The sequence below is a fragment of the Jeotgalibacillus soli genome, from assembly GCF_000829435.1.
GTDB lineage: Bacteria > Bacillota > Bacilli > Bacillales > Jeotgalibacillaceae > Jeotgalibacillus > Jeotgalibacillus soli.
Map to the genome: position 1 here is coordinate 1 of NZ_JXRP01000005.1, position 25,944 is coordinate 25,944.

The 25,944-nt window shown below is 41.6% G+C and carries 25 protein-coding genes and 2 other annotated features; all 25 genes read left to right on the forward strand.

Going from position 1 to position 25,944, the window contains the following annotated elements:
- Positions 1-1,355: 1,355 nt before the first annotated feature.
- Positions 1,356-1,817: a CtsR family transcriptional regulator gene (locus KP78_RS00460; RefSeq protein ID WP_041085380.1), complete on the forward strand. Its 462-nt coding sequence runs from the start codon at positions 1,356-1,358 to the stop codon at positions 1,815-1,817.
- 18 nt (positions 1,818-1,835) lie between these two features.
- Entirely contained in the window at positions 1,836-2,384 is a 549-nt protein-coding gene (locus KP78_RS00465; protein WP_041085382.1) for a protein-arginine kinase activator protein McsA, read from the forward strand.
- A complete protein-coding gene (locus tag KP78_RS00470; RefSeq protein ID WP_041085384.1) occupies positions 2,381-3,460 on the forward strand; it encodes a protein-arginine kinase McsB in 1,080 nt (359 codons plus the stop codon). The genes KP78_RS00465 and KP78_RS00470 overlap by 4 nt, the downstream gene beginning before the upstream one ends.
- Positions 3,457-5,901 carry an ATP-dependent protease ATP-binding subunit ClpC gene (clpC, locus tag KP78_RS00475; RefSeq protein WP_041085386.1) on the forward strand — a complete coding sequence of 815 codons (2,445 nt, stop codon included), beginning with the start codon at positions 3,457-3,459 and terminating at the stop codon, positions 5,899-5,901. Before KP78_RS00470 ends, clpC begins: the two co-directional genes overlap by 4 nt.
- A gap of 114 nt (positions 5,902-6,015) precedes the next feature.
- On the forward strand, positions 6,016-7,392 hold the full coding sequence (radA, locus tag KP78_RS00480) for a DNA repair protein RadA (protein ID WP_041085388.1): 1,377 nt from the start codon (positions 6,016-6,018) through the stop codon (positions 7,390-7,392).
- 2 nt (positions 7,393-7,394) lie between these two features.
- A complete protein-coding gene (disA, locus tag KP78_RS00485; RefSeq protein WP_041085390.1) occupies positions 7,395-8,468 on the forward strand; it encodes a DNA integrity scanning diadenylate cyclase DisA in 1,074 nt (357 codons plus the stop codon).
- A gap of 229 nt (positions 8,469-8,697) precedes the next feature.
- The gene (locus KP78_RS00490) at positions 8,698-9,810 is read left to right on the forward strand and encodes a PIN/TRAM domain-containing protein (RefSeq protein WP_041085392.1); all 1,113 of its coding nucleotides are present in this window, start codon (positions 8,698-8,700) and stop codon (positions 9,808-9,810) included.
- Positions 9,811-9,839: 29 nt separating this feature from the next.
- Positions 9,840-10,526 (forward strand): 2-C-methyl-D-erythritol 4-phosphate cytidylyltransferase, encoded by a 687-nt coding sequence (ispD, locus tag KP78_RS00495; protein WP_041085394.1) that lies wholly within the window; start codon positions 9,840-9,842, stop codon positions 10,524-10,526.
- A gap of 37 nt (positions 10,527-10,563) precedes the next feature.
- Positions 10,564-11,043 (forward strand): 2-C-methyl-D-erythritol 2,4-cyclodiphosphate synthase, encoded by a 480-nt coding sequence (gene ispF / locus KP78_RS00500; protein WP_041085395.1) that lies wholly within the window; start codon positions 10,564-10,566, stop codon positions 11,041-11,043.
- A 45-nt stretch (positions 11,044-11,088) separates the two neighbouring features.
- The gene (gene gltX, locus KP78_RS00505; RefSeq protein ID WP_041085398.1) at positions 11,089-12,546 is read left to right on the forward strand and encodes a glutamate--tRNA ligase; all 1,458 of its coding nucleotides are present in this window, start codon (positions 11,089-11,091) and stop codon (positions 12,544-12,546) included.
- A gap of 79 nt (positions 12,547-12,625) precedes the next feature.
- Positions 12,626-12,849 (forward strand) — a binding site (T-box leader).
- A gap of 111 nt (positions 12,850-12,960) precedes the next feature.
- Positions 12,961-13,620, forward strand: a complete 660-nt coding sequence (gene cysE, locus KP78_RS00510; RefSeq protein WP_041085399.1) for a serine O-acetyltransferase — start codon at positions 12,961-12,963, stop codon at positions 13,618-13,620.
- The gene (cysS, locus tag KP78_RS00515) at positions 13,610-15,013 is read left to right on the forward strand and encodes a cysteine--tRNA ligase (protein WP_041085401.1); all 1,404 of its coding nucleotides are present in this window, start codon (positions 13,610-13,612) and stop codon (positions 15,011-15,013) included. The genes cysE and cysS overlap by 11 nt, the downstream gene beginning before the upstream one ends.
- 4 nt (positions 15,014-15,017) lie before the next feature.
- Entirely contained in the window at positions 15,018-15,440 is a 423-nt protein-coding gene (locus KP78_RS00520; RefSeq protein ID WP_041085403.1) for a Mini-ribonuclease 3, read from the forward strand.
- A gap of 2 nt (positions 15,441-15,442) precedes the next feature.
- Positions 15,443-16,186, forward strand: a complete 744-nt coding sequence (rlmB, locus tag KP78_RS00525) for a 23S rRNA (guanosine(2251)-2'-O)-methyltransferase RlmB (RefSeq protein WP_041085405.1) — start codon at positions 15,443-15,445, stop codon at positions 16,184-16,186.
- 7 nt (positions 16,187-16,193) lie between these two features.
- Complete coding sequence (locus tag KP78_RS00530; RefSeq protein ID WP_041085407.1) at positions 16,194-16,712, forward strand: NYN domain-containing protein; 519 nt, start codon at positions 16,194-16,196, stop codon at positions 16,710-16,712.
- Complete coding sequence (gene sigH / locus KP78_RS00535) at positions 16,705-17,358, forward strand: RNA polymerase sporulation sigma factor SigH (protein WP_041085409.1); 654 nt, start codon at positions 16,705-16,707, stop codon at positions 17,356-17,358. Before KP78_RS00530 ends, sigH begins: the two co-directional genes overlap by 8 nt.
- A gap of 78 nt (positions 17,359-17,436) precedes the next feature.
- A complete protein-coding gene (gene rpmG / locus KP78_RS18850; protein WP_200889193.1) occupies positions 17,437-17,586 on the forward strand; it encodes a 50S ribosomal protein L33 in 150 nt (49 codons plus the stop codon).
- Between the two features lie 59 nt (positions 17,587-17,645).
- Positions 17,646-17,825 carry a preprotein translocase subunit SecE gene (secE, locus tag KP78_RS00540; RefSeq protein WP_041085411.1) on the forward strand — a complete coding sequence of 60 codons (180 nt, stop codon included), beginning with the start codon at positions 17,646-17,648 and terminating at the stop codon, positions 17,823-17,825.
- 301 nt (positions 17,826-18,126) lie between these two features.
- Positions 18,127-18,660: a transcription termination/antitermination protein NusG gene (gene nusG, locus KP78_RS00545; RefSeq protein ID WP_041085413.1), complete on the forward strand. Its 534-nt coding sequence runs from the start codon at positions 18,127-18,129 to the stop codon at positions 18,658-18,660.
- A 165-nt stretch (positions 18,661-18,825) separates the two neighbouring features.
- Positions 18,826-19,251: a 50S ribosomal protein L11 gene (gene rplK / locus KP78_RS00550; protein ID WP_041085415.1), complete on the forward strand. Its 426-nt coding sequence runs from the start codon at positions 18,826-18,828 to the stop codon at positions 19,249-19,251.
- 114 nt (positions 19,252-19,365) lie between these two features.
- Complete coding sequence (rplA, locus tag KP78_RS00555; protein ID WP_041085417.1) at positions 19,366-20,064, forward strand: 50S ribosomal protein L1; 699 nt, start codon at positions 19,366-19,368, stop codon at positions 20,062-20,064.
- Positions 20,065-20,127: 63 nt separating this feature from the next.
- Positions 20,128-20,273 (forward strand) — a sequence feature (ribosomal protein L10 leader region).
- 44 nt (positions 20,274-20,317) lie between these two features.
- Positions 20,318-20,818 (forward strand): 50S ribosomal protein L10, encoded by a 501-nt coding sequence (rplJ, locus tag KP78_RS00560; protein ID WP_041085419.1) that lies wholly within the window; start codon positions 20,318-20,320, stop codon positions 20,816-20,818.
- Between the two features lie 76 nt (positions 20,819-20,894).
- Positions 20,895-21,257: a 50S ribosomal protein L7/L12 gene (gene rplL / locus KP78_RS00565; RefSeq protein ID WP_041085421.1), complete on the forward strand. Its 363-nt coding sequence runs from the start codon at positions 20,895-20,897 to the stop codon at positions 21,255-21,257.
- A gap of 237 nt (positions 21,258-21,494) precedes the next feature.
- Positions 21,495-22,097 carry a class I SAM-dependent methyltransferase gene (locus KP78_RS00570; RefSeq protein ID WP_041085423.1) on the forward strand — a complete coding sequence of 201 codons (603 nt, stop codon included), beginning with the start codon at positions 21,495-21,497 and terminating at the stop codon, positions 22,095-22,097.
- A gap of 229 nt (positions 22,098-22,326) precedes the next feature.
- Positions 22,327-25,887, forward strand: coding sequence for a DNA-directed RNA polymerase subunit beta (gene rpoB / locus KP78_RS00575; RefSeq protein ID WP_041085425.1), 3,561 nt, complete (start codon positions 22,327-22,329; stop codon positions 25,885-25,887).
- Positions 25,888-25,944: the final 57 nt, after the last annotated feature.

The following is a 25,944-nucleotide window of genomic DNA, read 5'->3' on the forward strand; positions in this document are numbered from 1 at the left end:
AGAAAGGACCGTTACCAAAAAAGGTAGCGGTCCTTTTGTGTTTGAATTTAAAACGATTTATTTACAATAAAAGCACTGCGAGGGAAGGGAGGAACAAGGAGATCAAGGAAGCGAGGGAGAGAGACCCGGAACGTGTGATACACGTGAGGACCGAACGAGTGAAGCTGATGCTAAAGATCCGACGTTCATCCTTTTCCGAGCGCCGAACACGGAAGTTAAGCTCGTGCGCCGATGGTAGTCGGAGATTTCCCTATAAGAGAAGGAACAGAGCTAAAAGTGCCCACATCGCTAGGCTATGAAAAGCAGTATCGAAAGGCAGCAGTTCTTTTGTAATTAGAGAAGGGGAAAAAAGGAACTCATCTTTAGGAAAATGATTCTGTGCTTCAAAAAAATCATCTCACATTGCCTAGGAGGATTCTATATTCAGGACAGGTAAGTCATTTGGAATCCTGTTTGCACCGCTCTCCCCGTTCTAAAAGCCAGATTTTATGATTAATATATTGAATACTACTTGAAGTTATTTATTACCATAAATGATCATTTAATGTCCTCAAAAGAGATTCTACCCTCTCTTCATTCAAATTCTAGAGATATGAATTTTACACACCGGAGAAGGCAACCTACATCTTTAAAATCATTGTACACTGACGAAATAAATTTCACGTTCAAGAAATACGCTTCTACTTTCAGACGATATAGCAGCCCAAATCGATAAAGATCAACTTAATTCAATCGGGTGCGATTTTCTAATTGTAATCCAATAAATTTCTATTTTAATTCATTTCAACGCCCTATCCACCCAATTATTAATTCCTCAACTCCAAGGTAAATACAAACGGGCTCATCCACTTTTTCATCAACAAATATCTTTTATGTAATACAAATCAAGAATACCCTTCCTTCCTACCTGTTATTATTCTCTTGTACATTGTCCTTGAGTTTTAATTGTTGAAATAAATAGGCGAAAAGGCATAAACATTTGGAGTCATTAGTGATAGCACTTCGAGCATTCTGGATGCATATTTATTATTATTATGGAACGAACTTTAATTTCTTATGAAAGATAAAAATAAATGTAATCAATTTTATATTACGAATATCATTCAGTAAATATGGAGAAAAATAGTTCAGGAAGGCAGGATGGGGGACAAGTCTTGAAAAATGAGCTGGTCTATTTATCCGTTTTACAGTATATAGAATGGGTTAAAATTACATTTGAGTACACATCAATTAGCTGAAAATTATTAATTATATTTTTCTCCGATCGATTAAAGGGTTAATCCTTTGCAAATCAAAAGAATGCTGTTGTATAATTTATGTCAAAGATAGTCAAAGTCAAAGGGAGTGGAGGTTATATGAAAAACATTTCCGATGTCATTGAAAGTTATTTAAAACAGGTTTTAGATGTAAGTGGAAGTGAAATAGTGGAAATAAAGCGAAGTGAGATCGCAGATAAATTTCAATGTGTCCCATCACAAATCAATTATGTAATCAATACGCGTTTTACAGTCGAGCGTGGATACTTGGTGGAGAGTAAACGCGGCGGTGGTGGATATATTAGGATAATCAAAGTCAAAAGCCACGATCAATCACACCTTATTGATCAGGTGCTAGCGCTATTGCATTCACATTTGCCTCAAGCTACGGCAGAAGACGTGGTTTATCGACTTCTAAATGAAGAGGTTATATCAAAACGGGAAGCAAAACTGATGTTGAGCGCAATGGATCGTGCAGCATTACAGCTTGATTTGCCTCTGCGTGACGAGATTCGAGCGAGAATTTTAACGGCTATGTTAATAACGTTAAAGTATAAATAAGTGGGTGAGGTGTGGGAAATGGTTTGTCAAGAATGCAATGAGCGACCGGCAGCACTCCATTTTACAAAAGTAATTAATGGAGAAAAAACGGAAGTTCACCTTTGTGAAAAGTGTGCCCAAGATAAGGGGGGGCTTTTTCTTTCAAATGACGCGAGCGCCTTTTCATTTAACAATTTACTCGCAGGATTACTAAACATATCTCCAATGGTGCAACAGGCTAATCAGCCGCAGCAGAAAGAACATGAGACTGTTCAATGTCAACATTGTCATATGACTTTTCATCAGTTTTTGAAGCTCGGTAAATTTGGCTGTCCTAATTGTTACGTGACATTTGGGGCGCAAATTCCACCTATTTTAAAGCGTCTCCACAGTGGTAACGCGCTTCACCAGGGCAAGCTCCCTGCGCGTATTGGCGGGACCATTCATGTGAAGCGTCAGCTTGATGAACTACGCTTGCAATTAAAAGGATTAATTGAGCAGGAAGAATTCGAACAAGCTGCGAAGATCAGAGATGAGATTCGATCACTTGAGAAGGGTGTAAGCGATCAAGGAGGGGAGAACGTATGACGTTAGAGCGGTTTTTGTCACACGCTGTAAGCTCTTGGATGAGCGAAGAGGGACCTGATTCTGAAATTGTCCTGTCCTCACGCATCCGGCTTGCTCGCAACAGTCGTCACCATCCGTTCCCAACTGTTTTTTCTGCTGAAGAAGCTGTGGATGTTGCATCGGTTGTAAAGAAATCTATGGAACAAATAGGAGAATCATTAGAGAAGCTTGAGATGGATGAATTACAGGGCCTTCAAAAGCGCGTTCTCGTTGAAAAACATTTAATTAGTCCGAATTTAGCAGAGGATTCAACTGCTGCAGCGGTTTGGCTATCAGATCAGGAAGATATAAGCATTATGGTCAATGAGGAGGACCATCTTCGGATCCAATGTTTATATCCAGGCCTGCAGCTGAAAGAAGCACTTGAAAAAGCAAACCAAATTGATGATGCCCTTGAAGCCCATCTTGATTATGCATTTGATGAACAGCTAGGTTATTTAACAACATGTCCTACAAATGTTGGTACAGGTTTACGTGCTTCCGTAATGATGCATCTGCCAGGTTTAATGATGACGCATCAAATGAACAGAATAATTCCTGCAATTGGACAATTTGGTCTTGTAGTAAGAGGAATTTACGGGGAAGGTAGCGAAGCTTTAGGTAACATCTTTCAAATCTCTAATCAAATCACTCTTGGTAAGTCAGAAGAAGACATTGTGGAGGACCTGCTACGAGTTGTCCATCAGATTATTGCTCAAGAAAAGGCAGCAAGAGAGGCACTTGTTCAGACCTCTGGTATTCAATTAGAGGATCGAGTATTCAGGTCCTATGGAATCTTGCGCTATAGCCGGGTGATAGAGTCAAAAGAGGCGGCAAAATGTTTGTCTGATGTACGTTTAGGCATTGATCTTGGGTATATAAAGGATGTCCCGCGCTCAATATTAAATGAGTTGATGATTTTAACTCAGCCAGGATTTTTACAGCAGTATGCAGGCGGTTTTCTTCGACCGTTCGAGCGGGATTTGAGAAGAGCTGCTTTAATTCGAGAGCGGTTGGAAATGGATGATTTACAGGATAAAGGAGGAACAAACCTATGATGTTTGGACGATTTACTGAAAGAGCTCAAAAGGTATTGGCATTGGCACAGGAAGAGGCGATTCGTCTCTCACATTCAAATATAGGCACAGAGCATATCCTTCTCGGCCTTGTTCGCGAAGGAGAGGGCATCGCTGCTAAAGCACTTCAGAGCTTAAATCTCAGCTCTGATAAAATCCAAGAAGAGGTAGAAGAGTTAATTGGCAAAGGTACAGAGCAATCGCCAAGTGTTCATTATACACCTCGAGCGAAAAAAGTGATTGAGCTGTCCATGGACGAAGCACGCAAGCTGGGACACTCTTATGTAGGCACAGAACATATTCTCCTTGGTCTTATTCGTGAAGGCGAAGGTGTGGCTGCACGTGTTCTTAATAATTTAGGTGTAAGCTTAAACAAAGCGCGTCAGCAGGTCTTGCAGCTATTAGGAAGCAATGAGGCAAGCGGACATCAGGGAAGCTCTCATACCAACGCAAATACACCGACACTTGATGGTCTTGCAAGAGATTTGACCGTTATTGCGCGTGAAGGAAGTCTGGACCCTGTTATTGGTCGAAGCAAAGAAATACAGCGCGTAATTGAAGTATTAAGCCGCCGTACAAAAAACAACCCTGTTTTGATTGGCGAGCCGGGTGTTGGTAAAACGGCCATTGCTGAAGGACTTGCACAGCAAATTGTTCAAAATGAAGTACCTGAAATTCTGCGTGATAAGCGCGTAATGACGCTCGATATGGGAACGGTTGTAGCTGGTACTAAATATCGCGGAGAATTTGAAGACCGTTTGAAAAAAGTAATGGATGAAATTCGTCAAGCAGGAAATATTATTTTATTTATTGATGAATTGCATACATTAATTGGCGCAGGTGGGGCGGAAGGTGCGATTGATGCTTCAAACATTCTAAAACCTTCTCTTGCACGTGGCGAACTGCAGTGTATTGGTGCGACAACACTTGATGAGTATCGTAAATATATTGAAAAGGATGCTGCTCTTGAGCGTCGCTTCCAGCCGATTCAAGTCGATGAGCCTACACCAGAAGAATCTATTCAAATTCTTCAAGGGCTTCGCGACCGTTATGAGGCTCACCACCGTGTGTCCATTACAGATGCAGCAATTGTAGCGGCGGTTAAACTTTCAGACCGTTACATTTCAGACCGTTTCCTTCCGGATAAAGCCATTGATTTGATTGATGAAGCAGGTTCAAAGGTTCGATTGCGTTCATATACAACACCTCCGAATTTAAAAGAGCTGGAATCAAAACTGGAAGAAATCCGTAAAGAAAAGGATGCTTCTGTTCAAAGCCAAGAGTTTGAAAAAGCAGCTGCTTTGCGTGACTCTGAGCAAAAAACGAAAGAAAAGCTAGAAGAAACGAAGAAAGTGTGGAAAGAAAAGCAAGGTCAGGAGAACACAGAAGTAACAGTCGAGGATATTGCCCACGTGGTTTCTACTTGGACGGGAATTCCTGTATCACGCTTAGCGGAAACAGAAACACAAAAGCTTCTTAACCTTGAAGAAACGCTTCATAATCGTGTAATCGGACAGCATGATGCCGTAACAGCAATCTCTAAGGCTGTTCGTCGTGCTAGAGCAGGTCTTAAGGATCCGAAGCGTCCAATTGGTTCATTTATTTTCCTAGGGCCAACAGGGGTCGGTAAAACAGAGCTTGCACGTGCATTAGCTGAATCCATGTTTGGTGATGAGGATGCGATGATCAGAATCGATATGTCTGAGTATATGGAGAAACACTCCACATCACGTCTTGTGGGTTCACCTCCAGGATATGTTGGTTATGAAGAAGGCGGGCAGCTGACGGAAAAGGTTCGACGCAAACCATACTCTGTTGTGCTGCTTGATGAAATTGAAAAAGCGCATCCGGATGTTTTCAACATTTTGCTGCAAGTATTAGAAGACGGCCGTTTGACAGACTCTAAGGGGCGTACGGTAGACTTCCGCAACGTGGTCTTAATTATGACATCAAATGTAGGTGCTAGTGCCCTCAAGCATAATAAACACGTTGGCTTTAACGTCCAAGACACAGTACAGGATTACAAGGATATGAAAGGCAAAGTAATGGAAGAGCTTAAACGTGCTTTCCGTCCGGAATTCCTTAACCGAATCGATGAGATGATCGTGTTCCATTCTCTTGAGAAGAGTCATTTGAAAGAGATTGTAACACTGATGGCCAACGGACTGGTTAAGCGTCTTAAAGAACAAGACATCGAACTTACGATCACAGAGGCAGCAAAAGAAAAAATTGCGGACGAAGGATTTGATCCGGAATACGGTGCAAGACCGATTCGCCGTGCGATTCAAAAACATATTGAAGATCGTCTTTCTGAAGAACTATTAAAAGGTAACGTCTTAACGGGCTATGTCGTTGAGGTGGATTATAAAGATGGAGAATTTGCTGTGAATCGAAAAGAAGAGGTTAACTCTGCTACAATTTGATGAATGAAGGTGCGCGTGTTTTCCATAGGCACGTGCGCCTTTTTTATCTTTAATAGGTGGAATGCATGATTTAGCATTTCAGTGCATGTTAGAAAAATAGAAAGGGAGAGTTTTTTGGCGAAGAAAAAGACAAAGTTTATGTGTCAATCCTGTGGGTATGAGTCGGCAAAATGGATGGGGAAATGTCCGGGCTGCGGTGAATGGAATTCCATGGTAGAAGATATTGAAATCACAGGGAAACAGCCGAAAAGATCATTCACCCATACGCCTGTTGGAGAGTCAGCAAAGGCAACGCCACTCATTTCGGTAGAATCAATCGAAGAGCCAAGGGTAAAAACGAAAATAGCGGAGTTGAACCGCGTATTAGGTGGGGGGGTTGTTCCCGGTTCCCTTATTTTAATCGGGGGAGATCCTGGGATTGGTAAGTCTACTTTACTTCTTCAAGTATCCTCTCAATTAGCAGAGACTGACAATAAGGTCTTATATATCTCCGGTGAAGAATCCGTTAAGCAAACGAAGCTCCGATCTGATCGATTGAATATCCAATCAAAAGAGCTTTATGTATACGCAGAAACTAGCTTAGAAGCTATTCATCAATCTATTGAACAATTATCTCCAGATTTTGTTGTAATCGATTCAATTCAAACGATTTATCACCCCGAAGTGACATCGGCACCAGGAAGTGTCACACAGGTTAGAGAGTGTACAGCTGAGCTTATGAGAATCGCAAAAACAAAGAATATCGCAATCTTTATTGTTGGACACGTAACAAAGGAGGGATCCATCGCCGGACCGCGTATTTTAGAGCATATGGTGGATACCGTTCTTTATTTTGAAGGAGAGCGGCATCATACGTACCGCATTTTACGTGCTGTAAAAAATCGTTTTGGTTCAACAAATGAAATGGGTATTTTTGAAATGAAGGAATCAGGTCTTGAAGAAGTGGCTAACCCTTCAGAAATTTTTCTAGAAGAGCGGTCGCAGGGGGCTGCGGGTTCTACTGTTGTGGCTTCAATGGAGGGAACCAGGCCGGTATTGGTTGAAATCCAGGCGCTCGTTACACCAACAAGCTTTAATAATCCGAGACGAATGGCAACAGGAATCGATCAGAGTCGTGTTTCGTTGTTAATGGCGGTGCTTGAAAAAAGAGTGGGACTTCTTTTACAGCAGCAGGATGCCTACTTAAAAGTGGCTGGTGGTGTACGGTTAGACGAGCCGGCAATTGATTTGGCTGTGGCTGTAAGTATTGCTTCAAGCTTCAAGGATCAGCCGTCAAATGCGTTTGATTGTATCATCGGGGAGGTCGGCTTAACGGGTGAGGTTCGTCGTGTTTCGCGCATTGAACAGCGAGTGCAGGAAGCGGCTAAGCTTGGCTTTAAACGTGTTATTATTCCCGCAAATAATATAGGGGGGTGGAAGTTTCCTGAGGATATTCAAGTAATAGGTGTTTCAAGTGTGAACGAAGCGTTGAAGCAGGTATTGGGGGGATAGCTATGGATGAAAAGAAAAAACCGGATCGGTCGTCTGGAGATATTGTTCAGATTGTGGCGCCGGGTACGCCTTTTCGTGAAGGACTCGATAATGTCCTTCGTGCAAACACAGGAGGTCTTATCGTTGTTGGCTACAATGATAAAATGAAATCGATCGTAGATGGTGGATTTCAAATCAATTGTCCTTTCTCCCCAACCTATTTATACGAGCTTGCTAAAATGGACGGTGCGATCATTTTAAATGAAAGTGGAAGCAAAATTTTGATAGCAAACGCTCAATTAGCACCAAGCCCCATGATTCCTTCCTCAGAGACGGGGATGCGTCATCGAACAGCAGAACGGGTGGCAAGAGAAACGGATGCACTTGTAATTGCCATATCCCAAAGGAGAAATGTGATTACGCTTTATAAAGGGTCCTTTCGCTATGCTTTAAAGGACATGGCTGTTATTTTAACAAAAGCCAATCAGGCGGTTCAAACGCTTGAAAAATATAAAGTGGTGTTAGATCAAAGTATCTCTAGTCTTACACTGCTGGAATTTGAAGAAATGGTGACTTTTAGCGATGTTCTCAAAGTACTTCATCGTTTTGAAATGGTGCTGCGTATAAAAAATGAACTGCTTGTCTACTTAAATGAATTAGGAACAGAAGGCCGTCTAGTGCGCTTGCAAATGAATGAGCTGATAGCCGATATGGAAGAAGAAATCATGCTGATTATTCGAGACTATTCGATTGATCGTTATATTAAGCCGTTAGAAATCCTTCATCGTTTTCAGGATATCGTCACAACAGAGGTGCTCGATGACACGGTGCTGTTAAAGCTTCTCGGTCATCAAGGCTATGTTCCAATGGATGATGTTATTGATCCGAGAGGTTACCGTGTGTTGAATAAAATACCGAGGCTCCCAATGATCATTATTGAAAATTTAATTAATGAATTTCAACATTTGAATCAAGTGGTAAAAGCAAATGTACAAATGCTCGATGACGTTGATGGTATCGGAGAAGTGAGGGCAAGAAAGATAAAAGATGGTCTTCGTCTAATAAAGGATCAGTCGACGGCAGACAATCAGCTGTAAAAAAAAGATATTGTCGAGAGTGTAGATTTATGATACGATGTGTCGTTTTCAATGAATTGACACTCTAGTTTGAATCGTGCTACTCTTTTCACTAAAGATAGAAGGTAATTAATGGCTATTTCAATATGTAGCTATTTGGTTTAAATGTAAGTAAATAGACATGATTATGTAAGAATATAAGGTTTGAAATTTGGAGTATTGTTTATAATGAATAGAAGGAGGTGAAGGAATGTTAAGAAGAATTGTACAATCCTGTTTTCTAATTATAGGTGGTACGTTGGGCGTCTTTTTAATTCCGGAATTATTACTTGAATTACTTAATTTATCTGATAACGCATTCATTAATAATCCCTACACCACCGCGATTGTGGGAGCGATAATTTTTTATTCGTTATTGTTCTGGGTTATCGATCATGTGGTGAATTTTATTAAATGGTGTGAGGACACAATCATTAAGGCACCTGTAACCGATATTTTATTTGGAACACTTGGACTTATTATTGGTTTAATCGTCGCATTCCTTATCGGTGTAGCGATTACTGATATTCAAATCCCAATCGTCAATACAGTTTTACCGATCTTATTGACATTAATTTTAGGTTATTTAGGTTTTCAGGTCGGTTTTAAAAAGCGTGATGAACTGATTCAGTTCTTTACGAACTCTCGAAGCAACACAAATAAAAAGCAGTTGGATATTAATGGTCAGCAGCTGACTTCTGAGCCGTCCGTATCAAAACGTCACAAGATTCTTGATACGAGTGTCATTATTGATGGGCGTATAGCTGATATTTGCCAAACCGGCTTTTTGGACGGAGAAATTGTTATACCTCAGTTTGTACTTGGGGAGTTACAGCATATTGCTGACTCTTCTGACGCTTTAAAAAGAAACCGAGGGCGACGCGGACTGGATATATTAAAAAGAATTCAGCGTGATATTCCGATCGAGGTTACAATCTACGAAGGCGATTTTGAAGAGATTCAAGAAGTCGATAGCAAGCTTGTGAAGCTCGCGAAAGTTCTTAATGGAATTGTTGTAACAAATGATTTTAATTTAAATAAAGTATGTGATCTTCAGGGAGTCCAGGTATTAAACATTAATGATCTTGCAAATGCCGTTAAGCCGGTGGTTTTACCGGGTGAAGAATTGCATGTGCAAATGATTAAGGACGGAAAAGAGCATAATCAGGGTATTGCTTATCTAGATGATGGAACCATGATTGTTGTGGAAGAAGGTAAAAACTTCATAGGCAAGCATATTGATGTGATCGTAACGAGTGTTTTACAAACATCAGCGGGCCGTATGATTTTTGCTAAACCAAAAGCGTATGAGAAGGCACTTTAATCGCGTATTGTTGAACAGGAGATAAAAGTATGGAATATCAGGTAATTATCCCTGCTGCGGGTCAAGGCAAGCGAATGGGAGCCAATCGCAATAAGCTTTTACTGGAAGTTGATGGTCGTCCGATCATTGTTCATACACTAAAGGTGTTTGAACAGGATGAAAATTGCCGAGGGATTTTGTTAGCCATTCATCCAGACGATCACTTAGTGCTTCTTGAATTATTTGATCAATATAATATTCGTAAGGTGACGGCAATGGTAGAAGGCGGAAAAGAGCGTCAGCAAAGTGTATATTATGCTCTAAAGCAAGCACTGCCAAATGGGGTTGTGCTTGTCCATGACGGGGCTCGTCCTTTTATACAGCAGAATACGATTAATGAATTGGTGTCGGTGGCCAAAGAGACAGGAGCGGCCATTGCGGCTGTACCTGTAAAAGATACAATTAAGACGGTAAAGCAAGGACTTGTTGATAAAACAATTGAACGTTCAAGCTTGTGGTCGGTTCAGACACCACAGGCTTTTCGTCATTCTTTGCTGATGGAAGCATATGAACAAGCTGAGAGCTCAGCATTTCTTGGAACGGATGACGCCTCCCTCGTAGAAGAAATGGGTAAAAAAATTCAAGTCGTGGAAGCAGATTATGATAATATAAAGCTGACCACGAAAGAAGATCTTATTTTTGCTGAAGCTATTATAAGAAAAAGAAAAGAACAGTGATAGTCGGGCTGTTTTGAATAGAGAGGAGAGACTCCATATGTTTCGTATTGGACAAGGTTATGACGTTCATCAGCTAACAGAAGGACGCCCGCTTATACTAGGCGGTATTACGATCCCTCATGAAAAAGGGCTGCTTGGACATTCAGATGCTGATGTGCTGCTCCATGTTATAGCGGATGCGGCTCTTGGAGCAATTGGAGCGGGAGACATTGGTAAGCACTTTCCTGACACAGATCCTGCTTTTAAGGGAGCAGACTCTGCTGAGCTTCTTCGGCATGTCTGGGCACTTGTGAAAAAGGAAGGCTATAAGCTTGGAAATATCGATTGCACAATCATTGCGCAAAGACCTAAGATGGCGCCGCATATTGAAGCAATGAGAGAGAAAATTGCGGAGCTTTTAGATGCTGAACCATCACAGATAAACGTGAAGGCGACGACAACAGAAAAGTTAGGCTTTGCAGGGCGTGAAGAAGGCATCGCAGCTCAGGCAGCCATTTTAATTCAAATGGAAAAATAAACGAAGGCCACACAACTGAATAAAAAACATTATAGGAGGATCAGTATGTCAGCAGATATTCGAGTGCGCTATGCACCAAGCCCAACAGGTCATTTACATATTGGGAATGCAAGAACAGCTCTTTTCAATTATTTATTTGCAAGAAATCAAGGTGGAAAGTTTATTATTCGCATTGAAGATACGGATAAAAAACGCAATATTGAAGGCGGAGAGGAATCCCAGCTTCAGCATTTAAAATGGCTTGGAATCGACTGGGATGAAAGTGTTGATGTAGGAGGAGAGTATGGTCCTTACCGTCAGTCGGAACGTAATGATATCTACAAAAAGTATTACAACGAGCTGCTGGACCGCGGACTTGCCTATAAGTGTTACTGTACCTCTGAAGAGCTTGAGGCAGAGCGTGAAGCACAAAGCGCGCGTGGGGAAATGCCTCGTTACAGCGGGAAATGTCGTAACTTATCAGAGGAAGAACGTGCTGCGCTAGAAGCTGAAGGACGCCAGCCAAGTATTCGTTTTGCTGTGCCTGCGGGTAAGATCTATACATTCAAGGATATGGTAAAGGATGACGTATCTTTTGAATCTGACGGTATTGGCGATTTTGTTATTGTCAAAAATGACGGAATCCCGACTTACAATTTTGCAGTAGCGGTGGATGATCATTTAATGAAGATTTCTCATATTCTTCGCGGTGATGATCATATTTCAAATACTCCTAAGCAAATGATGATTTATGAAGCGCTTGGATGGGACATCCCCGTATTTGGTCATATGACGCTGATTGTAAATGAAAACCGCAAAAAATTAAGTAAGCGAGATGAGTCCATTATTCAGTTTATCGAGCAGTATGAGGGCTTAGGGTATCAGTCTGCTGCTTTATTTAATTTCATTGCTCTTCTTGGATGGTCTCCAAAAGGAGAAGAAGAAATCTTCACAAAAGAACAGTTCATTGAAATTTTTGATGCCGATCGTCTGTCTAAGTCACCCGCTGTTTTTGACCAGCAAAAACTTGTTTGGATGAATAATCAATATTTGAAAAATCTTGATTTAGATGAAGTGGTTCAGCTTGCAATTCCGCATTTGGAAGAAGCGGGACGAATCTCTAAAAATCGAACCCCGGAAGAAAATGCTTGGGTTCGCAGCCTTGTTGCGCTGTACCAGGAACAAATGAGTTTTGGTGCCGAGATTGTAGAGCTTTCAGAGCTTTTCTTTAAAGAGGAAATTGCTTATGATGAAGAGGCCAGTGCAGTGCTCGCTGAGGAGCAGGTGCCTGAGGTAATGACCGAGCTTCAAAACCAGCTGGCTGCCTTGGAGTCATTTGAAGCAGCTGAAATTAAAAAAGCAATTAAAGCCGTTCAAAAGGAAACAGGACACAAAGGGAAGAAGCTGTTTATGCCGATTCGAGTAGCTGTCACAGGACAGACTCACGGTCCTGAACTGCCAAATGCGATTGAAGTATTAGGTAAAGAACGTGTTTTAACTAGAATAAGCAAACTTTCAAATTAACATTTTGGGTTAAATAGTATATAGTATGACTAGAGGACGATGAAAAAAGCAATCGCCTTATAAGCAAAACGTAAATATATGCAAAGCATTGAAGAGGAAAAGTAAAAAAATGATGTCTAGAAGAGAGAACCATCACCGGCTGAAAGTGGTTCAGACCTCTTGTTTTTTGAAGTGCCCCTCAGAGTCTTTTACCGAACAATGTAGTAGGTAAGAGCGGTTCAGGCCGTTATCCTGTATAAGTGGGGAACAGTGAATTTGCTGTTTCAAACAGAGTGGAACCGCGCATTCAAAAGCGTCTCTGTCTATAGACAGAGACGCTTTTTTTCGTTTCTAAAGAATGTGTTACGAGTTGGAAAGATGGAAAATAATTAGATCAAAAAGGGAAAAGGGTCAGAGAGGAAAGGGGATGGGAGTATGTTTAAGAGAATTAAAGAAGATATTGAAACAGTATTTGATCAGGATCCGGCAGCAAGGTCATCCATTGAAATCATCTTAACCTATTCGGGGCTGCACGCTATATGGGCATACAGGATTGCTCATGCTTTTTATAAACGAAAGCTTTACTTTATTGCTCGGGTAATATCACAGCTTGCACGATTTGCAACCGGAATTGAAATTCATCCAGCAGCTAAAATCGGACATCGTTTTTTTATCGACCACGGTTCGGGAGTAGTAATAGGAGAAACGTGTGAAATTGGCGATAATGTAACGCTGTTTCAAGGTGTCACACTTGGCGGAACAGGTAAGGAAAAAGGGAAGCGGCATCCTACATTAAAAGATAATGTACTCATTGCAACAGGTGCCAAAGTATTAGGTTCGATTACCATTGGAGAGAATTCTAAAGTGGGAGCGGGATCTGTTGTATTAAAAGATGTTCCTGCTCATTCAACAGTGGTCGGAATTCCTGGGAAAGTCGTAATTAGCAACGGAATAAAGGTTCGCCGTGATTTAAATCACCAGGATATGCCGGATCCAATCGCAGATCGATTAAGAGTTTTAGAGACAGAAATTGCTCGTTTAAAAGAAGAGCTTCATGATGTAAAAGAGAAAGGGGTACAGCAGTATGAGCGTTAAGCTGTATAACACATTAACAAGACAAAAAGAAGAATTTAAACCGATACAAGAAGGGAAAGTGTCGATGTATGTATGCGGTCCAACCGTATATAACTACATTCACATAGGAAATGCCCGGCCGGCTATTGTCTTTGATACCGTTCGCCGCCATTTAACCTATCGCGGATATGACGTGAATTTTGTATCTAATTTTACGGATGTTGACGACAAGCTCATTCGTGTTGCCAACGAACTCGGAGAAGAAGTGCCAGCCATTGCAGACCGATTTATTAATGCGTATTTCGAGGATGTTGGCGCGCTTGGGTGCTCTCCAGCAGACGTTCACCCTCGTGTTACCGAGAATATCGATTTAATTATCGAGTTTATAGCAGTGCTAATGGAAAAAGGTTTTGCTTATGAATCAGGCGGCGACGTTTATTATCGCACACGCAGGTTCGATGGCTACGGAAAGCTTTCACATCAATCGATTGATGAATTGCGTATTGGTGCTAGAATTGAATCAGATGAACGCAAAGATGATGCCCTTGATTTTGTGTTATGGAAAGCGGCAAAAGAAGGAGAAATCTCTTGGGAAAGTCCATGGGGGCAAGGTCGCCCTGGCTGGCATATTGAATGTTCCGCAATGGCTCGCAGATATCTGGGCGATACAATTGATATACACGCTGGAGGACAGGACCTCGCCTTTCCGCACCATGAAAATGAAATAGCCCAGTCAGAAGCGCTGACAGGAAAAGAGTTTGCAAAGTACTGGATGCATAATGGGTATATCAACATTGATAATGAAAAGATGTCCAAGTCGCTTGGAAACTTTGTTCTTGTACATGACATTATAAAAGAGCATGACCCTCAGGTACTCCGCTTTTTCATGCTGTCTGTACACTATCGCCATCCAATTAACTATAATCTTGAGCTATTAGAGGCGGCGAGAGCGGGATTGGATCGCCTGCGAACTTCTTACGAGAATCTTCTTCACCGTAAAGAATCAAGTGCAGGACTGAATGAAAAGAAGGAACACTGGATAGAGGGGATTAAAAATAGTAAAGATGCCTTTGTCACAGCGATGGACGATGATTTTAATACCGCCAATGCGATCGCTTCTTTATTTGATTTATCTCGCCAAGCAAATCTTTATTTGATGGAAAAAAACACGGCGGTAGAAGTGCTTGACACATTTACCTCAGTATTTGACGAGCTTACAAGTGTTTTGGGTATCCCTCTTAAACGAGAAAAAGGCAAAATGCTGGATACAGAAATCGAAGCGCTTATTGAAAAGCGTGAACAAGCAAGAAAAGAAAGAAGCTTCAAAGTCGCTGATGAAATTCGAGATCAACTAAAAGAAATGAATATTATTTTAGAAGATACAGCTCAGGGCATTCGCTGGAAACGAGGATAAGGGTATGGAAGAAATAGAGCACAATTTAATAAATCCTAAACAGCTCAATGCATTGGCACTGGCCTATATGGGAGATGCTGTGTTCGAACAATACGTTCGACACCATCTCCTCCTTCAAGGGGCAGTGAGACCCAATTTGCTGCAAAAAACGGCGATTCAATATGTTTCGGCCCGTGGACAGGCCTTCGTGATAAAAATAATGCTAGCCGATGAGTGGTTTTCAGAGGAAGAAAAGGCGATTATTCGCAGAGGCCGTAATGCCAAATCAGGCTCAATACCAAAAAATGTTGATGTTCAAACGTATCGATACAGTACAGCTTTTGAAGCGCTTATTGGTTATTTATATTTGAGGGAACAAAAGGATCGTTTGCAATCAATTGTAGAACGAGCGATTGAAATCATCATGGAAAAGCAGAAAGGAGAGTAGACATGACTCAGGAATTCATTGGAGGAAAAAACCCTGTTATAGAAGCATTGAAGTCTGGACGTGACATTAATAAAGTTTGGATTGCAGAAGGATCGCAAAAAGGTCAGATGCAGCAGGTTATTCATCTTGCAAAAGAAGCGGGAGTACTAGTTCAATTTGTACCTAAGCAAAAAATTGATCAAATGCTTGATGGACAGCATCAGGGGGTAGTAGCATCCGTTGCAGCTTATCAATATGCGGAGATTGATGATATGCTTGCCTCTGCTAAAAACAAGGGTGAACAGCCGTTTATTTTGCTTTTAGATGAGCTGGAAGATCCACATAATTTGGGTTCCATTATGCGAACGGCGGATGCTGTGGGTGCACATGGTATCGTTATTCCTAAGCGACGATCCGTTGGACTAACGGCCACAGTAGCAAAATCTTCGACGGGTGCGATTGAACACGTCCCAGTGGCGAGGGTAACAAACCTTGCTCGTACAATAGATGACCTAAAGCAAGAAGGGCTCTGGATTGCCGGAACGGATGCGAAAGGCAGCGAGGACTACCGCCGATTTGATGGTACAATGCCGCTTGGTTTAGTCATTGGAAGCGAAGGGCGTGGCATGGGTCGCTTGATTCGTGAAAAATGTGATTTCTTAATACATTTGCCGATGGCCGGACATGTTACATCATTAAACGCTTCAGTTGCGGCGAGCATCTTGATGTATGAAATCTACCGAAAACGTAATCCGTTAGAGGGATGATGTTCCTATGAACAACGTCCTTCTTGTCGACGGATATAATATTATTGGCGCTTGGCCGGAGCTAAGTGAGCTTAAAAGTCGGGATCTCGGGGCTGCTCGTGACCGCTTAATTGAGATGATGGCTGAATATCAGGGCTACACTGGTTACAGAGTCATTGTGGTGTTTGATGCCTACTATGTACAAGGTATTGCGAAAAAACATAGGAACTACAAAATAGAAATATTATTTACGAGCGAAAACGAAACAGCGGATGAACGGATTGAAAAGCTAGCTATCGAACTGAATAACATTAAAACGCAAGTCTACGTAGCCACATCTGATTTCACAGAACAATGGGTAATCTTTGGTCAAGGAGCACTTAGGAAGTCTGCACGAGAATTATTAATTGAAATGAATGTAATTGAGCAAAAAATCAGCAAAAGTGTTCGGAAAACTCAAGAAGAACGTCCTATTACAAAGATTCCCCTAACGGACGAAGTGGCAGAAATTTTCGAAAAATGGCGTCGGGGCGATCCATTTGAATGAGTACAAGCGGGTAACAAATGATCGGGGAAGTTTTCAGGATCTAGAGGACGATGCCATCATTAATCTTGTCCACAAAGGAAACAGTGATGCTCTTGACTTTTTGATTAACAAATATCGGAATTTTGTCAGAGCCAAAGCCCGTTCTTATTTTCTGATTGGGGCAGATAAAGAAGATATTATTCAAGAAGGTATGATCGGTTTGTATAAAGCCATTCGAGATTATAAAGAAGAGAAGCTGACGTCCTTTAAGGCATTTGCTGAACTTTGTATCACCCGCCAAATCATCACAGCCATTAAAACTGCTACTCGCCAAAAACACATTCCACTAAACTCTTATGTTTCGCTTGATAAACCTATTTATGATGAAGAATCGGATCGTACACTAATGGATGTCATATCCGGTGCGAAACCGACTGACCCAGAAGCACTAATCATCCATCGCGAAGAATTCAGTAAAATAGAAGGAAAAATGGCAGAGTTATTAAGTGACTTAGAGCGTCAAGTGCTGTCACTTTATCTTGATGGACAATCCTATCAAGAGATTTCTGCAGAATTAAACCGCCATGTCAAATCCATCGATAATGCACTTCAGCGTGTTAAACGGAAGTTAGAGCGCTATTTAGAAACGCGAGAACTATCTTTTTGATAGAAGGGCTTGTTGACAGGGATTTGCCTAGGTGTTATTTTTTATAAGACCTATTTTCCGTAAAAGGGAATGAAAATCGTGAGTAAAAAGTTGATTCTGGCTTGTTCTCAATGCGGTTCTCGGAATTATTCCGTACCTAGCAAGAAAGACAAGCAGTCTGATAGATTAGAAATTAAAAAATTTTGTCGCTATTGTAATACCCATACATCTCATAAGGAGACAATGTAAGGGTACCCGTTCGCTTATAGTGAACAATTGAAATAACACGGGTTGGAGGGTACACCAGCATGGGGAAAATCAGCAACTTCTTCCGTAATGTAGCTTCTGAAATGCGCAAGGTCAGTTGGCCAAAGCGCAAGGAGCTGACTCGTTATACCATTACGGTGCTTGTCACAGTTATTTTTGCAGCTGTGTTCTTTGCAATTATTGATCAAGGTATTTCTACCGTTATCAACTGGATTTTGTAACTGATTATTGAGATTCTCTTCGCTTGTGCGAACGGTTTCGTGTACAATTAGGGAGAGAAGTGTTAAAGCCCGTTTAACGGGTTTTTTCATTGGGGAAAATAATAAAGTTTTCGGACTTGCGAACTAGTGTGAGCGACTGCTTTTCTTTTTTTAGTGTGGCGAGCTCTTTGACAGTATAAGTCACGCTGCCCAGGTCAGTAATAAAATTGCCGACCAGAGCAGGCGCGTCTTATGCGTGTCGGGCTTGAGTGAGCCACCTACATTTTTAATACAAGGAGGGACGGACGTTAAGTCCTTTTACATGGAGAAAAATTGGTATGTGGTTCATACGTATTCCGGTTACGAGAATAAGGTAAAAGCTAATCTCGAAAAACGTGTGGAATCCATGGGCATGCAAGATAAAATCTTTCGCGTAGTTATACCGGAAGAAGAAGAAACTGAAGTGAAAAACGGCAAAGCTAAAACCGTAAAACGCAAAGTATTTCCAGGGTATGTACTAGTGGAGATCGTGATGACTGATGATTCTTGGTATGTGGTGCGTAATACACCTGGTGTGACAGGATTTGTGGGATCATCTGGTTCAGGCTCAAAGCCAACTGCGCTGCTGCCCGAGGAAGTAACGCAATTGCTCAAGCAAATGGGAATGCAAGAACGTACGGTTGACTTTGATTTTGAATTAGGTGAAAACGTAACCGTGAACGAAGGTCCATTTGCAAACTTTGCTGGTGTCATTGAAGATATCGATACATCCAAAGGCAAGGTAAAAGTACTAGTCAATATGTTTGGTCGAGAAACACCTGTAGAGCTTGACTTTATGCAAATCAATAAAATATAATGATAAACGTCTTGAATTATGATTTGAAAGATGATAACATCTTTTAAGTCAGTATGTCTCAATGAGACTGAACTAACATTTACATTCTTTATATAAAAAGAATCAGTTTTGAGTGGGAGGGTTAAAGCCCTATTACCACATCACGGACTTAAGGAGGTGTGTCTCGTGGCTAAAAAAGTTATCAAAATGGTAAAACTTCAAATCCCTGCTGGTAAAGCTAATCCGGCTCCACCGGTTGGTCCTGCATTGGGTCAAGCTGGTGTTAACATTATGGGATTCTGTAAAGAGTTTAACGCTCGTACAGCTGATCAAGCTGGTCTTATCATCCCTGTTGAAATTACGGTATTTGAGGACCGTTCATTTACATTCATCACTAAAACTCCTCCTGCTGCTGTACTTCTTAAAAAAGCAGCTGGAATCGAGTCAGGTTCTGGTGAACCTAACCGTAAAAAAGTAGCGACTGTAAAGCGTGACAAGGTACGTGAAATCGCTGAAACAAAAATGCCTGATCTAAATGCGGCTGATGTTGAATCAGCTATGCGTATGGTTGAAGGTACGGCTCGTAGCATGGGTATTGTGATTGAAGACTAATTGATGTTTATGTTTGGCTTGGACGAGGTTGCGAAGTTGAAGGTTTTTTCACTCGCAACCTTTATTCGTGGGAGGTTATTCCGCTAAAACCACAATCGAGGAGGAAATATAGAAATGGCTAAAAAGGGCAAAAAGTTTGTTGAAGCAGCAAAGCTTGTGGATCGCACAACAGCATATGAAATCAACGAAGCAATTGAGCTTGCAAAAAAGACAAGCATCGTAAAGTTTGATGCAACAGTAGAGGTAGCATTCCGTCTTGGAATCGATACTCGTAAAAATGATCAGCAAATCCGTGGAGCAGTTGTGCTTCCAAACGGAACTGGTAAAACGCAAAGTGTTCTTGTTTTCGCTAAAGGCGAAAAAGCAAAAGAAGCTGAAGCTGCTGGAGCTGATTTCGTTGGAGAAGCTGACCTAGTTGCAAAAATTCAAGGTGGTTGGTTCGATTTTGATGTAATCGTTGCTACACCAGATATGATGGGTGAAGTTGGTAAACTTGGACGTGTCCTTGGGCCAAAAGGCTTAATGCCAAACCCGAAAACTGGTACAGTTACATTTGATGTTGAAAAAGCTGTTAAAGAAATCAAAGCAGGAAAAGTAGAATATCGTGCTGAAAAAGCTGGTATTATTCATGTGCCAATCGGAAAGGTTTCTTTCGATTCTGCGAAGCTTGTTGAGAACTTCAACACTATTTTTGACACTGTGCAAAAGGCAAAGCCTGCTGCAGCTAAAGGAACTTACATGAAGTCTGTTGCAGTAACGACAACAATGGGCCCTGGAATCAAGATCGACCCATCTACAGTTACAGTAAAATAATTTTATTTAAAATATGCTATTGACACGAAAACTCGTATTTGATAATATGTGTTTTGTTGTGAAAATATATAACCATTTGTACCGTAGACAGTAGGTGTCCTTAGGACTTAATATCCTGCCGAGGTCATTGCGATAAAAAGATTCTATCTTTTTCTTGACGTGATACGCCTCTATGTCTACTTTGGATATAGAGGCTTTTTAGTGATCGATCGGTATAAATGACGCACCAGATAAATCTACAGGAGGTGTTAAGATGAGCAGCATTATCGAGCAAAAGAAACAACTCGTTACAGAAATCCAAGAAAAACTTCAAAATAGCGTAGCTACTGTTGTTGTTGACTATCGTGGATTAACTGTTGCGGAAGTAACTGAGCTACGTAAGCAACTTCGTGAAGCAGGTGTTGAGTTCAAAGTTTACAAGAACTCTATGACTCGCCGCGCGGCTGAAGGTGCTGGTCTTGAAGGGTTGAACGTAAATCTAACAGGACCAAACGCGATTGCATTCTCTACGGAGGACGTAGTTGCACCAGCGAAGATCATCAACGACTTTGCTAAAAAACATGAGGCGCTTGAAATTAAAGCAGGTGTTATGGAAGGAAATATCATTACTGTTGAAGAAGTAAAAGCTCTTGCTGAACTTCCATCACGTGAAGGTCTTCTTTCTATGCTTCTTAGCGTGCTTCAAGCACCAATTCGCGGTCTTGCCGTTGCTACAAAAGCAGTTGCAGATCAAAAAGAAGAGCAAGGCGCTTAATTTAAAGCTCTTGCAAACCGGATGATTCTTCATCCACAACAAAAAATTATAACATCCACTAAGGAGGAACTATATCATGACTAAAGAACAAATGATCGAAGCTATCAAAGAAATGACAGTTCTTGAACTAAACGACCTTGTTAAAGCAATCGAAGAAGAATTCGGTGTATCTGCTGCTGCTCCTGTAGCTGCTGCTGGTGCTGCTGGTGGCGAAGCTGCTGCTGAGCAATCTGAGTTCGACGTAGTTCTTACACAAGCTGGCGCTCAAAAAATCAAAGTTATTAAAGTGGTTCGTGAAATCACTGGTCTTGGCTTGAAAGAAGCTAAAGAAATGGTTGATAACACACCTAAAGCAATTAAAGAAGGTATTTCTAAAGAAGAAGCTGAAGAAGTTAAAGCTAAGCTTGAAGAAGTTGGAGCTGGCGTAGAAGTTAAGTAATAACTGTTTGTAGAAAAAGCTCGCGTGAATTAGCGAGCTTTTTTTAACGGTTGAGAAATATTAATTGCTTATACTTGTTGTGAAGTAACTATCGAAAACGACAGTTAGCTTCAAAATGGCAGTTTATAGGGTTGTAAGGACTTGCTCTTATGGAAAGAAAACTGCCTTCTCGCAGTATTCTTCCATGGGTCGAGAACGAGCACCCGCTTACACTTTTGTAACGGGAGGGTGATCTGCGTGTCAGATCATTATTATTCCAAAACACCAGGGGTTAGTAGTAACCCGCAGTGGTGGGACTTTACGCTGCGAGGGCATTCGATGCGTTTTAAAACAGATCAGGGTGTCTTTTCAAAGCGAGAAGTGGACTTTGGCTCAAGAGTATTAATTGAAGCATTTTCTGAACCTGAAGTGGAGGGCCCGATTCTAGATGTTGGGTGTGGATATGGACCAATTGGTCTTTCAATAGCAAAAAGCTTTAAAAATCGAGAGGTCCATCTTATAGATGTCAACAATCGTGCGCTAGATTTAGCGCGAGAGAATGCTATACAGAATGAGGTATCATCTGTAAAAGTATATGAGAGTGATTGCCTTGACCAAGTAAAGCCTGTTAATTTTGCTGCTATTTTGACTAATCCCCCAATTCGGGCTGGTAAAGAGGTTGTGCACCGAATTTTAGAACAGAGTGTTGCTCATTTAGCTCCAGGCGGAGAGTTGTGGGTTGTCATTCAAAAAAAACAAGGTGCGCCTTCGGCTAAAGCGAAGCTTGAAGAGCTTGTCAGAGATGTGGAAATTGTTGAAAAGAAAAAAGGTTATTTTATCCTGAAAGCTAGAAGGATTTGACCGGTATTTGTAATTGTGATATTATTATAAAATGCAAAAATATCATTATCAGTAAGTATGTCCATTTTGTATAAATGGGTTCGTTATTGGGAATAATGGTTCAAATAATTGTTCGTCAAATAGAAAATGTGGTTATATAACCTCGTTTTCTTTTTGTCTTACGCCCGTTGTGTGATGGCATTGAGCAAAATGGGCGCAATTAAAACGCTTGATTTGAGGGGTGAATCGGTTGACAGGTCAACTAGTTCAGTATGGACGACACCGCCAACGCAGAAGTTTTGCGCGTATCAGTGAGGTATTGGAGCTTCCGAATTTGATTGAAATTCAGACAGCTTCCTATGAGTGGTTTTTAGAAGAAGGATTGAGAGAAATGTTTCGCGATATTTCCCCAATCGAAGACTTTACTGGAAACCTTTCACTGGAATTTATTGATTACAGCCTTGGAGAGCCGAAGTATTCGGTGGATGAATCTAAGGAGCGAGATGTAACGTTTTCTGCTCCACTCCGTGTTAAGGTGCGGTTGTTGAATAAGGAAACGGGTGAAGTGAAGGATCAGGATGTATTTATGGGAGATTTCCCTCTTATGACAGAGACGGGAACGTTTATCATCAACGGTGCTGAACGTGTAATTGTTTCCCAGCTTGTTCGTTCGCCGAGTGTATATTTCCATGATAAAATGGATAAAAACGGTAAAAGAGGCTTTGGTGCAACGGTGATTCCTAACCGCGGTGCATGGCTTGAGTACGAAACAGACGCAAAAGATGTTGTGCACGTACGAATTGACCGCACTCGTAAATTACCTGTAACGGTATTGTTGCGTTCATTAGGATTTGGCACAGATCAAGAAATTATTGATCTAATTGGAGACAATGAATATATTCGTAATACGCTTGAAAAGGATAATACGGAAAGTGTAGAGAAAGCTTTGCTTGAGATTTATGAGCGTCTGCGCCCTGGTGAACCGCCAACGGTAGATAACGCGAAGAGTCTCTTAGTATCTCGCTTCTTCGATCCAAAGCGTTATGACCTAGCAAATGTAGGTCGATATAAAATGAACAAAAAGCTTCACATTAAGAACCGTTTGTTTGGACAAGTGTTAGCTGAAACGCTAGCTGACCCCGAAACTGGCGAGATCTTGGCAGAAAAAGGGACATTGTTAGATCGTCGTAACTTAGACAAGCTTATTCCTTACCTTGAGAATGGTGTGGGCTTCAAGACGATTAATCAAGTGGCAGGAGTCGTTGAAGAGGATGTGACTCTTCAATCGATTAAAATCCAAGTTCCTAATGCGGACAGCGATCGTGTAATTAATGTAATTGGAAATGCTTATGTAGATGACAGTGTGAAAAACATTACATCTGCGGATATCATTTCTTCTATTAGCTATTTCTTTAATCTACTCCACGGTGTAGGTCTTACGGATGATATTGATCATCTTGGTAATCGTCGACTGCGTTCTGTAGGTGAATTGCTTCAAAATCAATTCCGTATTGGCTTATCCCGTATGGAGCGTGTAGTGCGTGAGAGAATGTCGATTCAAGACACAAACACGATTACGCCGCAGCAATTGATTAATATTCGTCCAGTTATTGCGTCAATTAAGGAGTTTTTTGGTAGCTCTCAGTTGTCACAGTTTATGGACCAAACAAATCCGCTTGCTGAATTGACGCATAAGCGTCGTCTGTCAGCACTTGGACCAGGTGGTTTGACACGTGAACGTGCAGGGTTTGAAGTGCGTGACGTTCACTACTCTCACTATGGCCGTATGTGTCCAATCGAAACGCCTGAGGGACCAAACATCGGTTTGATCAACTCCTTATCCAGCTTCGCGAAAGTAAATCGTTTCGGTTTTATTGAAACACCTTACCGCCGTGTTGACCCTGAGACAGGAAAAGTAACCGAGCGTATTGATTACCTTACAGCGGACGAAGAAGACAATTACGTAGTGGCGCAAGCAAATGCACGTCTAGGTGAAGATGGTTCGTTCCTTGATGAGGAAGTAGTTTCCCGCTTCCGCGGTGAAAATACGGTTATTCGACGCGATCGTCTTGACTACATGGACGTTTCACCGAAACAGGTAGTATCTGCCGCGACAGCATGTATTCCTTTCCTTGAAAATGATGACTCTAACCGGGCGTTAATGGGAGCAAACATGCAACGTCAGGCAGTACCTCTAATGAACCCGGAAGCTCCTTTTGTCGGTACAGGCATGGAGCACGTTTCTGCGAAGGATTCAGGTGCTGCAGTTATTAATAAAGCTGAAGGTATTGTCGAACGCGTTCAAGCAAATCAAGTTTGGGTTCGTCGTATTGTCGAGATTGACGGAAAAGAAACAGAAGGCGATCTTGATAAATACAAAATGCAAAAATTCATCCGTTCCAACCAAGGAACGTGCTATAATCAACGTCCGATCGTGGCGGTTGGTGATCGTGTTGTTAAAGGAGAAATCCTTGCAGATGGTCCATCAATGGAAAAAGGTGAACTTGCACTAGGACGCAACGTGCTTGTCGGCTTTATGACTTGGGATGGATACAACTATGAGGATGCTGTCATCATGAGTGAGCGTCTGGTTAAAGATGATGTATATACGTCGATTCATATTGAAGAATATGAGTCAGAATCCCGAGATACAAAGCTTGGACCTGAAGAAATCACCCGTGATATTCCAAACGTAGGGGAAGATGCGCTTCGTAACCTTGATGAGCGCGGAATCATCCGTATCGGTGCGGAAGTTAAAGATGGCGATATTCTTGTTGGTAAAGTAACACCTAAGGGAGTTACAGAGCTAACAGCAGAAGAACGCCTACTTCATGCCATTTTTGGTGAAAAGGCTCGTGAAGTTCGCGACACATCACTTCGAGTACCACATGGTGCCGGCGGGATTATTCTTGATGTGAAGATCTTTAACCGTGAAGACGGTGACGAGCTTCCTCCAGGTGTTAACCAGCTTGTTCGTGCTTACATCGTTCAAAAGAGAAAAATCTCTGTTGGGGATAAAATGGCCGGACGCCACGGAAATAAAGGTGTTATCTCTCGTATTCTTCCTGAAGAGGATATGCCGTATCTTCCTGACGGAACACCGATTGATATCATGTTAAACCCACTGGGTGTACCATCTCGTATGAATATTGGACAGGTACTTGAAATGCACATGGGAATGGCTGCTCGTTCAATGGGTATTCACATCGCATCTCCGGTATTTGATGGTGCAAACGAAGAAGATGTTTGGGCTACACTTCAAGAAGCTGGTATGTCTCATGACGGAAAAACCGTTCTCTACGATGGAAGATCCGGTGACCCGTTTGATAACCGCGTATCTATTGGGGTTATGTATATGATCAAACTGGCACACATGGTTGATGACAAGCTTCACGCTCGTTCAACCGGACCATACTCTCTTGTTACTCAGCAGCCGCTTGGTGGTAAGGCGCAGTTTGGTGGGCAACGTTTTGGTGAAATGGAAGTATGGGCACTTGAAGCATACGGTGCTGCTTATACACTACAAGAAATTCTGACAGTAAAATCAGATGATGTTGTAGGCCGTGTGAAGACATATGAAGCCATTGTAAAAGGTGACAGCGTTCCAGAACCAGGTGTTCCTGAATCATTCAAAGTATTGATCAAAGAACTTCAAAGTTTGGGTATGGACGTTAAAATGCTGTCAAGTAACGATGAAGAAATCGAAATGCGCGACACGGATGATGATGAGGATATTCACCAAGCTGATGCGTTGAACATCGCTCCGGAAACAAATTTATTGCCATCTGAAACAGTCGCGGTTAAAGAATGATTACCATTGTGCAGATAAACAGCAAAAGGGCAAAAGCTGTAAACGAAAAGGGAGGTA

Coding starts and splice junctions, on each gene's coding strand:
- gltX (WP_041085398.1), top strand. CDS start 11,089: ATGTCAGCAGATATTCGAGTGCGCTATGCACCAAGCCCAACAGGTCAT.
- KP78_RS00460 (WP_041085380.1), top strand. CDS start 1,356: ATGAAAAACATTTCCGATGTCATTGAAAGTTATTTAAAACAGGTTTTA.
- disA (WP_041085390.1), top strand. CDS start 7,395: ATGGATGAAAAGAAAAAACCGGATCGGTCGTCTGGAGATATTGTTCAG.
- secE (WP_041085411.1), top strand. CDS start 17,646: ATGGGGAAAATCAGCAACTTCTTCCGTAATGTAGCTTCTGAAATGCGC.
- nusG (WP_041085413.1), top strand. CDS start 18,127: ATGGAGAAAAATTGGTATGTGGTTCATACGTATTCCGGTTACGAGAAT.
- cysE (WP_041085399.1), top strand. CDS start 12,961: ATGTTTAAGAGAATTAAAGAAGATATTGAAACAGTATTTGATCAGGAT.
- KP78_RS00465 (WP_041085382.1), top strand. CDS start 1,836: ATGGTTTGTCAAGAATGCAATGAGCGACCGGCAGCACTCCATTTTACA.
- KP78_RS00530 (WP_041085407.1), top strand. CDS start 16,194: ATGAACAACGTCCTTCTTGTCGACGGATATAATATTATTGGCGCTTGG.
- cysS (WP_041085401.1), top strand. CDS start 13,610: ATGAGCGTTAAGCTGTATAACACATTAACAAGACAAAAAGAAGAATTT.
- clpC (WP_041085386.1), top strand. CDS start 3,457: ATGATGTTTGGACGATTTACTGAAAGAGCTCAAAAGGTATTGGCATTG.
- KP78_RS00520 (WP_041085403.1), top strand. CDS start 15,018: ATGGAAGAAATAGAGCACAATTTAATAAATCCTAAACAGCTCAATGCA.
- rplL (WP_041085421.1), top strand. CDS start 20,895: ATGACTAAAGAACAAATGATCGAAGCTATCAAAGAAATGACAGTTCTT.
- rlmB (WP_041085405.1), top strand. CDS start 15,443: ATGACTCAGGAATTCATTGGAGGAAAAAACCCTGTTATAGAAGCATTG.
- ispF (WP_041085395.1), top strand. CDS start 10,564: ATGTTTCGTATTGGACAAGGTTATGACGTTCATCAGCTAACAGAAGGA.
- ispD (WP_041085394.1), top strand. CDS start 9,840: ATGGAATATCAGGTAATTATCCCTGCTGCGGGTCAAGGCAAGCGAATG.
- KP78_RS00490 (WP_041085392.1), top strand. CDS start 8,698: ATGTTAAGAAGAATTGTACAATCCTGTTTTCTAATTATAGGTGGTACG.
- rplJ (WP_041085419.1), top strand. CDS start 20,318: ATGAGCAGCATTATCGAGCAAAAGAAACAACTCGTTACAGAAATCCAA.
- KP78_RS00470 (WP_041085384.1), top strand. CDS start 2,381: ATGACGTTAGAGCGGTTTTTGTCACACGCTGTAAGCTCTTGGATGAGC.
- rplA (WP_041085417.1), top strand. CDS start 19,366: ATGGCTAAAAAGGGCAAAAAGTTTGTTGAAGCAGCAAAGCTTGTGGAT.